Origin of the sequence: Hymenobacter negativus (assembly GCF_017571495.1) — a bacterium.
GTDB classification, from domain to species: domain Bacteria; phylum Bacteroidota; class Bacteroidia; order Cytophagales; family Hymenobacteraceae; genus Hymenobacter; species Hymenobacter negativus.
In genome coordinates, this window is sequence record NZ_JAGETZ010000026.1 from 25,408 (window position 1) to 38,792 (window position 13,385).

Annotated in this window: 11 protein-coding genes; 7 read left to right on the forward strand and 4 right to left on the reverse strand. The window is 59.8% G+C overall.

Features of this window, described 5'->3' with window-relative positions:
• Positions 1 to 2 precede the first annotated feature (2 nt).
• The 5 genes from J4E00_RS28850 to J4E00_RS28870 all read left to right on the forward strand — a co-directional run bounded on the left by J4E00_RS28850 (position 3) and on the right by J4E00_RS28870 (position 4,492).
• A complete protein-coding gene (locus J4E00_RS28850) occupies positions 3 to 1,148 on the forward strand; it encodes a hypothetical protein (protein WP_208178833.1) in 1,146 nt (381 codons plus the stop codon).
• A complete protein-coding gene (locus J4E00_RS28855; RefSeq protein ID WP_208178834.1) occupies positions 1,145 to 2,131 on the forward strand; it encodes a hypothetical protein in 987 nt (328 codons plus the stop codon). The genes J4E00_RS28850 and J4E00_RS28855 overlap by 4 nt, the downstream gene beginning before the upstream one ends.
• On the forward strand, positions 2,113 to 2,340 hold the full coding sequence (locus J4E00_RS28860; RefSeq protein WP_208178835.1) for a hypothetical protein: 228 nt from the start codon (positions 2,113 to 2,115) through the stop codon (positions 2,338 to 2,340). Before J4E00_RS28855 ends, J4E00_RS28860 begins: the two co-directional genes overlap by 19 nt.
• A complete protein-coding gene (locus tag J4E00_RS28865; RefSeq protein WP_208178836.1) occupies positions 2,340 to 3,344 on the forward strand; it encodes a hypothetical protein in 1,005 nt (334 codons plus the stop codon). Before J4E00_RS28860 ends, J4E00_RS28865 begins: the two co-directional genes overlap by 1 nt.
• A gap of 113 nt (positions 3,345 to 3,457) precedes the next feature.
• Positions 3,458 to 4,492 carry an NADP-dependent oxidoreductase gene (locus J4E00_RS28870; protein ID WP_208178837.1) on the forward strand — a complete coding sequence of 345 codons (1,035 nt, stop codon included), beginning with the start codon at positions 3,458 to 3,460 and terminating at the stop codon, positions 4,490 to 4,492.
• A gap of 421 nt (positions 4,493 to 4,913) precedes the next feature.
• On the opposite strand, the gene J4E00_RS29920 is transcribed toward J4E00_RS28870, so the two are convergent.
• The 4 genes from J4E00_RS29920 to J4E00_RS28885 form a co-directional block, all read right to left on the reverse strand.
• Positions 4,914 to 5,048 carry a hypothetical protein gene (locus tag J4E00_RS29920; RefSeq protein ID WP_262898478.1) on the reverse strand — a complete coding sequence of 45 codons (135 nt, stop codon included), beginning with the start codon at positions 5,046 to 5,048 and terminating at the stop codon, positions 4,914 to 4,916.
• Between the two features lie 400 nt (positions 5,049 to 5,448).
• Entirely contained in the window at positions 5,449 to 7,806 is a 2,358-nt protein-coding gene (locus tag J4E00_RS28875) for an ABC transporter permease (protein WP_208178838.1), read from the reverse strand.
• A gap of 22 nt (positions 7,807 to 7,828) precedes the next feature.
• Positions 7,829 to 8,512: an ABC transporter ATP-binding protein gene (locus tag J4E00_RS28880; protein ID WP_208178839.1), complete on the reverse strand. Its 684-nt coding sequence runs from the start codon at positions 8,510 to 8,512 to the stop codon at positions 7,829 to 7,831.
• A gap of 44 nt (positions 8,513 to 8,556) precedes the next feature.
• The gene (locus tag J4E00_RS28885; RefSeq protein ID WP_208178840.1) at positions 8,557 to 9,810 is read right to left on the reverse strand and encodes an efflux RND transporter periplasmic adaptor subunit; all 1,254 of its coding nucleotides are present in this window, start codon (positions 9,808 to 9,810) and stop codon (positions 8,557 to 8,559) included.
• Between the two features lie 302 nt (positions 9,811 to 10,112).
• Here J4E00_RS28885 and J4E00_RS28890 point away from each other — a divergent pair, with 302 nt between their 5' ends.
• Together J4E00_RS28890 and J4E00_RS28895 are read left to right on the forward strand one after the other, a co-directional pair.
• Entirely contained in the window at positions 10,113 to 11,486 is a 1,374-nt protein-coding gene (locus tag J4E00_RS28890; RefSeq protein WP_208178841.1) for a sigma-54-dependent transcriptional regulator, read from the forward strand.
• Positions 11,476 to 12,831, forward strand: a complete 1,356-nt coding sequence (locus tag J4E00_RS28895) for a sensor histidine kinase (RefSeq protein WP_208178842.1) — start codon at positions 11,476 to 11,478, stop codon at positions 12,829 to 12,831. Before J4E00_RS28890 ends, J4E00_RS28895 begins: the two co-directional genes overlap by 11 nt.
• Positions 12,832 to 13,385: the final 554 nt, after the last annotated feature.

The following is a 13,385-nucleotide window of genomic DNA, read 5'->3' on the forward strand; positions in this document are numbered from 1 at the left end:
CCATGATTACCACCATCGAAGAATACCGACAAGCCACGGCTGCCCTCCGGCAGTCGGTTCAGGAATTGGGAGAAAACCTGGAGGATAACATCGTCCAGATGACGGAGTTCCTGCGCTACCGGGCTGCCAAGCACCAGTTCTTCCCGGCTCATCCGGTCGACGACCTGCGGTTTTTTCTGGATGCGCAGTACAACAATCAGCTGAGCGCACAGCTGGAGCACCAAATGGCCCGGCCGCTGCTGCTGAGTCAGGCAACGGTGGATGGCGACACCGCCTTCGTGGTCCAAAAGAACCGAGAGCCATTCATCTTCTGCACCTTTCACTTTGGTTCCTACCAGATGGTGGGCGCGCTGCTCCGGCACTACGGCATCGATTTTTCGGTGCTGACCCTGCGCCAAGGCGTAACCTCGGAGATGCTACACCACGCCGCCGCCGCCGACCCGCTCGACGTGCTGCACGCCGATTCGCCCAGCGTGCTGCTGGAAATGCACAGCACGCTCCAGGCCGGGAAGAGCATCATGGTGTTTATCGATGGCAATCCTGAGGTGATTAACGAGGCCGACAGCGCGGCTTATGCCCGCGTAAACCTGCTGGGCCACACCCTACTGGCGAAGAAGGGCGTCACTAGCCTGGCGCATGTAACCGGCGTGCCCATCGTGCCCATTATCTCCTACCGCACCGGCCCAGAGCAAACCCGCGTCGTGTTCGGCACTCCTATCCGGCCCGACCGGGCGGTGCCCCGCGCCACCTACGTGCAGCAAACGCTGCAGGCGTGCTACGGGCAGTTGGAGGAGTACCTGGCGACCCGCCCCGAGCAGTGGCTGTACTGGCGCATGATTCATAACTACCTGGATGAGAGCAGCCGCTACCTGGGCACCAAAGGCCAGCCAGCCCCCGAGTTCCCTACTCACTACACGTTCAACCAGGAGCGCTACGAGCTATTTGCCGCCAAAAAGCACACCTATCTGTACGACCGCTACACCCAGGATGCCTTCACTATCTCGGCCAACCTGCGCGCCTACCTGAACCACCTCATCAACGCGCCCGAAAAGGTCACGACCGTAGTAGCGCGAATCAATGCCAACTTGCTGCAAGACCTGCTCGATAAGCAGATTCTACAAGGCATTTGCCGGGAGGATGCGTCATGATTCTGGTGTTGAGCAACGAAGCCTACGAGCAGGGTACGGACCCCGTTTTGAGCTGGCTGCTGCACTACCAGGTGCCGTTTGTGAAGGTTTCCCTGCACGACTTGGTCACCAGTAAGGTCCGCTACCACGTCGATCTGAAGACCCGCGACATTTTCATCAACGGGCAGAGCGTCAAGCACTCGATTACCACCATCTGGCACCGCCGCTTCCTGGGGGCTGCCAACGCGATGAGCTTCGCCGCCGGCACCAACACCGACCAGCTAAACTTCGAGATTCGCACCGAGCTACACGACTTGGTGAGCTACCTGGAGCTGCTGTTCCGCGACAAAACCTGGCTGACGGCCTTCAACCGCATCAAGGTCAATAAGCTGGAAGTGATGGACCTAGCATCCCAAGCCGGTCTGAAAGTGCCGCACACCCGCATCATCAACAACCGCGACGAGGTGCTGGCCTTCTACCACGAGCTGGGCGGCCACCTCATCAGCAAGCCCATTGCCGACGTGCGCGGCAGCTACCAGCAGGGCGATTCTACCCACGTCGTGCTAACTACGAACCTGGACGCCGGACGCATTGCGGCCCTGCCCGAGCATTTTTTTCCGTCTCTATTCCAGGAGAAAGTAGCGGTTGACTTCGAGGTCCGGGTCTTTTACCTTGACGGCCGTTTTTTTGCAACGGGCACGCTCTTTAGTGGAACCGAGCGCAACGTGGACAAAAAGCTGGACAGCGGTTCGGAGCGGGTCCACTACGTCCCCTACCAGCTGCCCGCTGTAGTGGAGGAGCAGCTTACGCAGCTCATGCGCACACTGGAACTGAATACGGGGTCCATCGACTTGCTGCGAACCGTGGCGGGCGAGTACGTATTCATCGAAGTCAACCCGGTTGGGCAGTACCTAGCCGAGTCGACTTACTGCCATTATGCCCTCGAAAAAGAAATTGCCGAATGGCTGATTAACCAGGAAATATCATGCGCGTCATTGGAATAGGTTCAGTATTCACGGACGAACTGCTCGTTGAGCTGCCCATCGGCTACCGCTTTATGGTGCAGATAGCGGCCGATTCCTTCGGCGAAAACTACGTGGGCAAGCGCTTTAGCACCAGCGCCCAGCATCAGTCCCGAAACTATCGGTGCGTCGTGCCCAAAAAGCCTGTCTCCAACCTGGTGACGCAGGATTACTTAGCTAACCCGTCGTGATGAGCACCAAGCCCTATTTTCAGCTGTACGCGCACAACATTGCCGTGAAGGGCAGTACCCGTAGCGCAATCTACGATTTGCAGCGCCAGGATATTGTTCTGATTCCCAATGTTCTGCACAGGGTTTTGCGGCACCTGGTCCAGCATCCTTGGCGGGAAACCCAGCAGGCGTTTGCGCCAGGCAATCCGGTGGTTTTTCAGCAGTACATCGACTTTCTGCTGCGCAAAGACCTGGGGTTTTTTCTGCATAATCCGGCCAGTTTCCCGGCGCTGTCGCTGGCCTGGAATTCTCCGCACCACGTGCAAAACGCCGTCATCAGCTACGCATTTGCCCACTACCACTTGGGTGCGGTGCTGGCTCAGCTCGACCAGCTTCAGTGCCAGCACCTGGAGTTGCGCCTGCGTCTGCCCGGTCAGAACTGGCCCGAGGTGCTGGCCCTTTTCGAGCAGATGGCCGCCATGAGCTTTGCTTCGGTGAGCCTATTGCTAGCGTATTCTGAGGCCGTACCCGACGAGCAGCAGCTACGTTTGCTTTACGAGCATTTTCCTAAAATACAGCATATTATCGTGCACGATGCGCCGTACGGGGCCCCCAGCGCCGCGCACCCGGAGCACGTTGTATTCGTCACGGCCGATTTGCAGCGCGAACAGCCCCGCGACCGGTATATTGTCAATAGTGAGTTCTTCACCGAAGCCATGCGCTTCAACCCGTACTACAACCGCAAGCTCTGCGTAGACGACGCCGGCTATATCAAAAACTGCCTCCTGCAACCCAAGCGCTTCGCCAACGTGAATACCACTCGCCTGGCGACCGTGCTGCAAGACGCAGACTTCCAAGAATTGTGGCACGCTGCGCCCGACCAGACCGTGGGCCTCCAGGACTCGGAACTGCGGTATGCCCACTTCTCGGCCGACTACCTCGTGCGGGATACCGGGTCGGGCTTGTTTAACCGCGTTTCGCATCCGGCCGCCGTGCCGGCGCTGGACCTGGTTGACGTAGTGTAGCACCAGCCTAGTGGGGAAGCATGGCCGGCCCGGGGCTGCTTTCCCAATCCCTTTGTAAGCCTGTCTTTATCTTGGCCCTGGTCGCGTAAACGGCTGGCGGGGCCTCTTTGCTTATGACGTATACCAACACGCGCCTCAAACTTGCCTCCCGTCCGGTAGGGCTTCCTCAGTCAGAGAATTTTGCTTTCGATACGGTTTCAATTCCGTCGTTGGCCGAAGGGCAGGTATTGGTCAAAACCCATTTCATATCCATCGACCCGGCCATGCGTGGGTGGATGAATGGTGCCAAGAGCTACATGCCGCCCGTGGCCTTGGGCGAGGTGTTTCGGGCTTTGGGAGCTGGCCAGATTATTGAGTCGCGGCATCCGGACTTTGCCGTGGGCGACTACGTGACCGGCGACTTTCAGGTACAGCAATTCGTGCTGCGGGATGGGACCGCCGCCCTCGATGCCAGCAACCCCGCTACCTACCTGCTGAAAGTCGACCCCACGCTGGCGGCCCTCGAAACGTATCTGGCTACGCTGGGCATGCCGGGCCTCACAGCCTACTTCGGGTTGCTGGCTACCGGCCAGCCCCAGCCCGGCGAAACCGTGGTCGTGTCCGGTGCGGCCGGTGCGGTGGGCAGTGTAGTAGGCCAGCTGGCAAAGCTCAAGGGCTGCCGTGTGGTGGGGCTAGTGGGCAGCCAGGAAAAAATCGACTACTGCCTGAACGAACTAGGTTTTGATGCCTGCCTGAACTACAAAGACCCCTACATCCGGGCCACCCTGCGTTCAGCTTGCCCCCAAGGTATCGACATTTATTTCGACAACGTGGGCGGCGACCTGCTCGACTACGCCCTGGAGCGCCTGCGCCTGCGGGCACGCGTGGTGCTGTGCGGAGCTATTTCGCAGTACAACAACATGGCCCCGGTCAAAGGGCCGGCTAACTACCTGTCGCTACTCGTCAACCGGGCTCGCATGGAAGGCATCGTTGTGATGGACCACGCCGCCCACTTTGCCCCGGCCACCAAGGAAATGGCCAGTTGGCTGCAGGATGGCCGTTTGCTCACCCCCAAAGTGCAGGTAGCGCACGGCATCCACAACTTCCTGCCCGCGTTGTTGCAACTGTTTTCAGGCGAGAACTTTGGCAAGGTACTGCTAGCTCCTTAGCGCTGGGCTGCGGACTGACAAAAGCAAGGTAGGCAAGGTCTAAAGGGTGAATAAATAGGGAAATACTTGCGCCTCGACCTCACAGCTAGGTAGTTTCTCCAAGTATGGCTTCGATAGTCAGAGATCATCAAAAAGTGTGGGGCAGTGCCCAATCATCACTCAGGCAACGGTAGAAAACTGTACTTGGTCGTGAAAGTAATAAGCCAATCGTTCGCTCTTTACACTGCGATTCTAGATAATGCCCCACACTTTTCGATGCTCTCCAAGGTTAGCCCACTGTGCCCCGTTTTTACTTTTCGACCGTTTTAACGAACATAGGAGCATCTTCGCATAGCTTTGCCTGTCTCCGTATTCCGTGATGAACACCCTTACCCAACAGCGCTGCGAAGTGTAGGTGGCCAATCTATTGTTGTTTACCGTTCTATTGGGTGGCATCGCCAGCTTCCTGGACGGAACTGTCTTTTTTGACGGGGGCACCGCGTACGGGGAAAAGGCCAAAACGGCCCTTGCGCTGGCCTTGGTGGTCGGGGCCGTTTTCGCAGCAAGGCGCGGACATACGTGGGCCAAAGAGCTACTGGTGCTGTACTACCTACTGGCTGGGGGGCTTTTTGCTTACTTCCATTTCACGGCCGGCTTAGTGCTTGGGTTTACCCGAGGGCGTTAACCGCAACGCTGCAGGTGACCCAATGGCTGCTGCAATTCGTAGCGTTCCTACTCCTCCTTTGAGGTTTTAAGTGCAACAACCTCCCAGGGCGGCTATAGCACTAAAAGACCGTTTAAGTGAACGGTCGGAGTAGAGCGGCTGGGTGCCTTTGGGAACAAGCAGCGGCTTTCTGGTTAGTGCTACTTGCTTTGCGATGGAGCACAAGAAGTAGGTGCCGCGCGCTTACGTGCTGCGCTATTTTCGAGTGCCCTGCCTTTTAGCAAATCAGCGCGGCTAGCTTATTTGCCTATCATTACTCTGCCCGCAGACTCAGTACCGGATTGCGGCGGGCGGCGCGCCAGGCCTGCACGCTTACGGTGAGCCAGGCAATGAGTAGGGCCCCCATTCCGGCCGCCGCGAAGTACCACCACTGCCATGCCACGCGGTAAGCAAAGCCTTCCAGCCACCGCTGCAGGAGCAGGTAGCTCAGCGGCAGCGCCAGCACGATGGCTACAACGACCAGCCAGGTCAGGCTGCTGGTTAACAACCAGACGATACCCAGCTCGCTTGCACCCAACGCCTTGCGGATACCTATTTCCTTGCGCCGCCGCTCGGCTGTGAAGGCGGCCAGGCCCAGCAGGCCCAGGGCTGAAATGAGGATGGCCAGCCCGGCAAAGTAGCGGGCGAGCACGGCGACTTGCCGCTCGGCTACGTACTGGGCCTGGTAGTCAGCATCTAGAAACGTGTAGTCGAGCGTAAAGCCGGGGTTGTAGGCGGCGTACAGTTGCTGCAGCCGCCCAATCGTGGCCTGCTCCGCGTTGGGCTGGAGCTTCACGAGCACGGTGTTAATCGTGGGGTCGAGTTGGAGGCGAAGGGGTTTGATTTTTTCGTGCAGGGACTCGTAGTGAAAGTCACGGACCACGCCCACGATGCGGGCCCCGTTGAGCTGTTGGCCCACGGGGTTCGGCATGCCTAGGCCAGCTACCAGGGCCTGGTTGACGAGTATGGCGGCACTGTCGGCGCGGAACTGCGGCGCAAAGCTGCGGCCGGCTACCAGGTGCATGCCCATTGTTTCCAGTAGGTCGTAGTTGACCAGCATCGTCCCCACGGGCAGGCGCTTACCACGCCAGCTTATCTCCTCGATGTGGCGCCCCCCCAGGAAGCCGCCCAGGACGGTAGACGCCTGCACGACGCCGGGTAATTTCTTCACCTCGGCCAGAAATGCCGTCTGCTGGCGCGCCGCCTTGCCGGTGGTCTCAAAGCGGAGCACGTGGGCCTTGTCGTAGCCCAGCGGCTGGCGCTGCACAAACGCCAACTGCGCGTTGACCACTACCAAGGCCACGATGAACAGCACGGAGAGCGTGAACTGGAGCACGACCAAGCCCTGCCGCGTCCACACGTCGCCGGCCTTGGTTGGTAGCTTGCCTTTCAGCACGGCCGCCGGCTGGAACCCCGATAGGTAGAACGCGGGGTAGCTGCCCGCTAGCAGTCCCGTACCCAGCGCCAGGGCCAAGCCGGCTGCCACCAGTTGGGGTTCCCACCGCAAGGCCAGCGGCTTGCCCGTCAGCTCGCTGAACTGCGGGAGCACGAGCTGCACCAGCCCCACGGCCACAACCAGGGCCAGCAAGGACATCACCACGGACTCCGTCAGGTACTGCCCCACCAGTGCGGCGCGGCTAGCCCCTAGGGCCTTGCGAATGCCCACTTCCTTTACCCGCCGCGAGGCCTTGGCGGTGAACAGGTTCATGAAATTGATGCTGGCAATAACCAAAATGAGCCCGGCAATTAGGGCGAACAGCCGCACGTAGGTAATGCGCCCCCCGGTGGCAACGCCGTTTTCGTAGGTGCCGTGCAGGTACGCTGCTGAGAACGGCCGCACGAACAGCGTGCGCCCTTGGGCCTGGGCCTGCGCGCTTTTGGTTTTCAGCAACCCCGCCAGCTTGGCTTGAAACTGCGTAGGGTCGGCCCCCTCCTTCAAGGCTAAGTAGGTGTTGAAGGGGCCGTCATCATCCCACTTGATGGTTTCGCTCATGTGCATCATGTCCTTGAACGAGGCAAACGGTAGCACGCAGTCAAACTGCTCGGACGAGTTGCGGGGCACCCCGGCAAACACCCCGGCCACCAGGCAGGTCTGTTTTATGTCGGCCATTTGCCATTCCACGGCTTTACCCAGGCTGCTCTGCGGCGACCCAAAGAGCTTAGTGGCCAATGCCTCTGAAAGCACAATGGCGTTTTTATCCCGTAGCACCGTGGCGGGCGTGCCCACCAGCAGGGGGTAGGAAAACAGCTGGAAGAAGGCCGGGTCCGCGCACTTGACGACGGCATTCAGGTGCTGGTTGCCCGCCGCCAGCGTGAACCCGGGAAAGAACGGGACCGGCGTGGTGGTGGCCACGAATTCAATCTCCGGCATTTCCCGCCGCAGGGCCTCGGCCAGCAGCGGCATGGTACCGCCTTGGGTCTCGATGCCGGCGGCCGTGCGGCGGTTTTCCATCACCTGATACAGCCGGCTATCCAGCGCGTGGTAGCGGTCGAAGCTGCGCTCGTCGCTTACCCACAAGTAGATGAGCAGCGCGCAGGCCAGGCCGGTCGAGAGGCCAATCAGGTTGATAAAGAACGTGCTTTTGAACCGCTTAAAGTTGCGGTAGAGGAGCAGCAAGGGGTAGGGAAGCATAGCCGAACGAGGAGGAAAGCGGTTAGAATTGGCTGCGGCTATTTTCCAGCACCACCTGCCCGTCGAGCAAGCGGATGACGCGCCGGGCATACCGGGCGTCGTGCTCGGAGTGCGTGACCATGAGCACGGTAGTGCCCGCTTCATTCAATTCAGTCAGCAAGCCCAGCACGTCGTGGCCACTGGCCGAATCGAGGTTGCCGGTGGGCTCGTCGGCCAGCAGCAGCGGCGGGGCGTTCACCACGGCCCGGGCCACGGCCACGCGCTGCTGCTGGCCACCCGAGAGTTGCAGCGGAAAGTGGTTGCGCCGGTGCAGCAGCTGCATTTTCTCCAGCACCTGCTCCACCCGCTGCCGCCGCTCTGCGGCCCCCACGCCGAGGTAGCGCAGGGGCAACTCCACGTTCTCAAACACCGTCAGCTCGTCAATCAGGTTGAAGCTCTGAAACACGAAGCCCAGGCTGCGCTTGCGCAGCTCGGCCCGCTGCCGCTCCGAGTAGCGGCTGGTTTCGGTGCCCAGCAGCTGCAGGCTACCGCCGTCGGGCTCGTCGAGCAGGCCCAGCAGGTTGAGCAGCGTCGATTTGCCGCAGCCCGAGGGGCCCATGATGGCCACAAACTCCCCCTGCTCCACGCTCAGCGAGATGTGGTTCAGCGCCTTGGTTTGCACCTCCTCGGTGCGGTACACCTTTTCCAGGTTTTCGGTCTTAATCATGAGGTTTAGCCTTTTATGGTCAAACAGTCAGTAAATACCTAGGGCTAGTGGTTGTCCAGCACCAGTTCCTGTCGGTCAGCGAAGCCTTCGTAGCTGGACGTTACCACTTGGTCGCCGGGTTGCAGGCCCGCCAGTACCTCGTAGTACTCGGGGTTCTGCCGCCCTAGGCGGATAGCCACCCGTTGGGCCCGGGTGCCGTCGGCCGCCAGCTTGAATGCCCAGTTGCCCACGGTTTGCTGGTAAAAGCCGCCTTTGGGCAGCAGCACCGCCGGGGCCTTCGCACTCAGCGCCAATCGGATGGGTAGGGTCTGGCCCCGCCGCAGGCCCGGTGGGGGCGCGCCGGTAAAGGCTAGGTCGATTTGCAGGCCTTTAGCCACTTGCGCGAAGATTTTGGTCACGCGCAAGGCATACGCCTGGCCATCCACCACCACTTCGCCCACCTGACCGGCCGCGATGCGGGCAATGTAAAACTCGTCTACCGCGGCGTGCAGTTTCACGCCCGCGAGCGCGTCAATCTGCCCTAGGCGTTGCCCCCGCGTTTTGGCCTCGCCCACTTCCGCGGCCAGCGAGCTGAGCCGCCCACCAACCGGGGCCCGCAACAGTAGGTCGTCCATCTTGCGCCGCATCAGGGCCAGGTTGCTGGTCATGCGCTGCACCGATTCCTGCATGGTACTCAGCTGCTGCTGCATGGCCACCGAATCTTGGCGCAGGGTCTGCTGCGTGAGCTGTCGTCGGCGCAGCTGGTAGCGGTAAGCGTTCTGGCTCTGCAGGTAGTCCTGCCGCGCAATCACCTTCTGGTCGTACAGCACCTGGTTGGTGTCAAATACCCGCTTGGCTTCGGCCAGCTGAAAGTCGATGTCGGCTAGCTGATTTTGCCGCAGAATGCGGTTTTGCAGCAGCTGGTTGCGGGTGTTGCGCAGGTTGTTCATCAAGTCATACACGGCCGTTTCGCGGTTTACCATCTCTAGCTGCAAGTCGGGGTTAGCTAGTCGCACCAACGGCTGGCCCGCCGTTAGGGTCGTGCCTTCTTCCACCAGTACCTGCTGCACCGTGCCAGCCTCTGCCACGTCCAGGTACACGGTGTGCAGGGGCTGCACCACCCCGTCAATGGCCGTAAACTCCTGAAAATTGCCCCGCTTGACGGGACTGATGGTCAGCCGGCTGGCCGCGACGTGCAGCCGCTGGCCCGGCCGGGGCCAGTAGATGCCGGCCGCGCCCATGCCTGCCAGCACCAGAGCCCCTAGCCACCACCAGCGGGTGACAAACGACCACTTTTTCTTTGGTATCAGGACATCCATTCAGGTTGGCGCAGGGAATAGCAGCAAAAAGCTATGGACTGGAGGTGCCAAGAACGGTGCCTTACTCACAAATGCTTGCTAATCAACGGCCTGGATTTTAGTCCTGATTGCCAGCTGTTGCCGAGCGTCCGGTTTTGATACAGTCGACCGTTCGGTTCTGATACAGTTCGAAGCTATTGACAGGCAGAAAACGGCCTGGCCGGCTGAAAGTCAGTATTCTTCGAAGCCTGCACGATTTATGTGGCCTGGGTTGGGACGGGTGCCAGTCAGCCCCGACTTTTACGTTTTACCCAACCTTTTTCATGATTCTTAAGCACGCCCGCATCCTGGTGATAGACGACGAGCCTGATGTGCTATTCGCGCTCAAGCTGCTACTCAAAAGTGAAGTGCGGGAAGTCGTGACGGAGAAAAACCCGGAGTTGCTGCTTTCGCTGCTCCGCCAGCAGCACTTCGATGTCGTGCTGCTCGACATGAACTATCGCAGCGGCCAGGCGACTGGCAACGAGGGTTTCTACTGGCTAGGCCGTATCCGGGAGCACGACCCCACCACGGCCGTTATCCTCATTACGGCCTATGGCGACGTGCGCACGGCGGTGCGCGCCCTTAAAGCCGGCGCCACCGATTTCCTGCTAAAACCCTGGCACAACGACCAACTGCTGCAAACGCTGGCCGCCGCCCTCCAACCTAAAACCGGCAGCAAAAGTGGGGGTAGCTCGCAAAAGCCATCTAGGCCGGTCGCCACTACTGACTTGCTAGGAGAGTCAGCCGCCATGCAGGAAGTGCGCGCTATTATTGAAAAAGTTGCTCCGACCGAAGCCAATGTGCTGCTACTGGGTGAGAATGGCACGGGTAAGGAGTTGGTGGCCAAGTCTCTGCACGAGCAGTCGCGCCGCGCTGCCCGGCCCTTTGTGGCCACCGACGTAGGCGCGCTCAGTGAGGGGTTGTTTGAAAGCGAGCTGTTTGGGCACATCAAGGGCGCATTCACGGATGCCCAGGCCAGCCGCGTAGGCCGGTTCGAGGCGGCCACTGGCGGAACCTTGTTTCTGGATGAGATTGGTAACATAGCCCTGCCGCAGCAAGCCAAGTTGCTCACGGCCCTGCAGAACCGCCAGGTGGTGCCCCTAGGGAGCAACACCCCCGTCCCGGTGGATATCCGTCTGTTATCGGCTACCAACGCCCCGTTGCACGCCCTGGTAGCCCACGGTACTTTCCGCCAGGACTTGATGTACCGCCTCAACACCGTTGAAATCATGCTGCCGCCCTTGCGCGAACGGGACGACGACGTGCAACTGCTAGCCCAGCACTTCGTGCAGGTGTACGCCGCCCGCAACCGACAACCCGTGCCAGAATTCAGCGCCGCTGCCTTGCGCAAGCTCCGGGAGCACACCTGGCCCGGCAATGTGCGGGAGTTGCAACACGCCGTGGAGCGGGCCGTTATCCTGGGGACTGGCTCCGTGCTACTTCCGTCCGATTTCTCGTTTCGAAGCTTAGAATCGGCCGCTGCTGCCGCACTAGCGGCAACCGTGGCTGAAAATCCGCTGCCGTTGCTGGAAGTAGAAAAAAACACCATCCAACAGGCCATTGAGCGCCACCAAGGCAACCTCACCAAAGCGGCTAAGGAACTGGGTCTCACCCGTACTGCCCTCTACCGTCGGCTCGACAAGCATGATATTTAAAAGCCTGGATACCCGACTGCTAGGACGGTTAGTACTGCTTTTGGCCGTGCTGGCTGGGAGCGGGTACGCCACGCTGCACCACGCCTACGGGCTAGCCCTGGGGGCGCTAGCACTGCTGCTCCTGCTGGTCGTGGACCTGGTCCGCTACCTAACGCGCGGTCAGCAGGCCTTGGTCGACTTTACCTTGGCCCTCCATTACCGCGACTTTTCACGGCAGTACCCGGCGCAGTCCGGTCCGGCGTCGTTGCGGCCCTTGCACGAGGCCTTCAACCAGGTCAACGCCACGTTTCGGGAGCTGCGGGCCGAGCAGGAAGGACAGTTTCAATACCTGCAAACTATCCTGGCGCTGCTCGATACCGGCATCGTGTCCTACGACGCGGCGGGCACCGTGGCCTGGGTGAACGAGGCATTCAAACAGACGCTGCATCTGCCGTACCTGAAAAACATTCGGGCGCTGCAAGCCCGGCAGCCGGTCCTCTACGAGGCCATCTGCCGGGCGGTGCCAGGCCAGCCCGCGGTGGTTAAGTTAACAGTGGGTCCCCAAACGGTGCAGCTGCTCGTGTCGGCCACGCAGTTTAAATTACGAGGCGAAGCGTTTACCCTGCTGGCCTTCAAGAACGTGAGCCAGGCCCTAGCCGACACCGAAACCGCTGCCTGGCAGCAACTGCTACGGGTCATGACCCACGAAATCATGAATTCGGTCGCCCCCATTGCGTCGCTGGCGGATTCGTTGGGCCGCCACGTGCAGCGCGCCCAGCAGCAGGAAACTTCCGGTGAGTTGCTCGATGACGTGGGCACCGGCATTCGCATCATCCAGCAGCGCAGCGAAGGGCTGCTGCGCTTTGCCCAGGTGTACCGCGACTTTAGCACCCTGGCCTCGCCGCAGCGCACCACCCTGTACGTGCAGGAATTGCTGCAAACCACCCGGCAGCTACTATCGGAACAATTAGCCGCGCAAGGCATTGAAGTCACCCTCAGCGTCCGGCCCGCGCACCTCACTCTGCACGCCGACGGCCACCTGCTGGAACAGGTGCTCATCAATCTGGTGCTCAATGCAGCGCAGGCAGTCACCCAAACCCCTACCCCTCGCATTAGCTTGCTGGCCTGGCTTGATGAACAGGAACGGGTCGTTATTGAGGTGAAAGACAACGGGAGTGGTATCCCTGCCGACATGCTGGATAGCATCTTTATTCCTTTTTTCACCACCCACCCCAACGGCTCCGGGATTGGGCTGAGCTTGGCCAAGCAAATTATGCAGCTGCACCAGGGCAGCATTCAAGTCCATTCCGTGGATGGGATGGGCAGTGCCTTTCAGATGTGGTTTCCCCTCTCTGTTACCCTATAGAAGTAAAGACATAACGCTCTTGATTTTAAACGAAGTACGTTTAAAGAACTGTTTTCTTAGACTGAGAACAGCACCTAGATACATAAATGTTCTACTGATTTCCCTTCTGCTGCTGGTGCCCTCTTTAACCCATGGACAAAGCCATGCTACACCCGTTCGCCCTACACACAGTCGCCAGGAAACTAAGCCATAAGCAAAGCCCCCTTAACGGGTCGCCGTTCCAACGAAAGGATACGGATAGGCGACACCTGCTATGTCACGACCAACGAGGTGGCGGTTCATGCCTTCCCCTATGATATTTCCCCACCCGCAATTTCGTTGCCGCGTCATGCCAAAGTGGTGACCCTAGAGGTCCTCCCGACCCAGTGGGTTCACATTGAACACTTCAATCTCGACGTTGGCTTTGCTGGGTATGTGCGGCGGAAACACATTTCCTGTCAAAAGGGTAAGTGATACTAACCCTCATTAATTCAGACTACCGTTTACGTGAACGCGCTGCCGGGGGCGCAGGCCCAGGGCGCTTGCGTACCTTAGGGTCGCCTCCTATAGTGAAG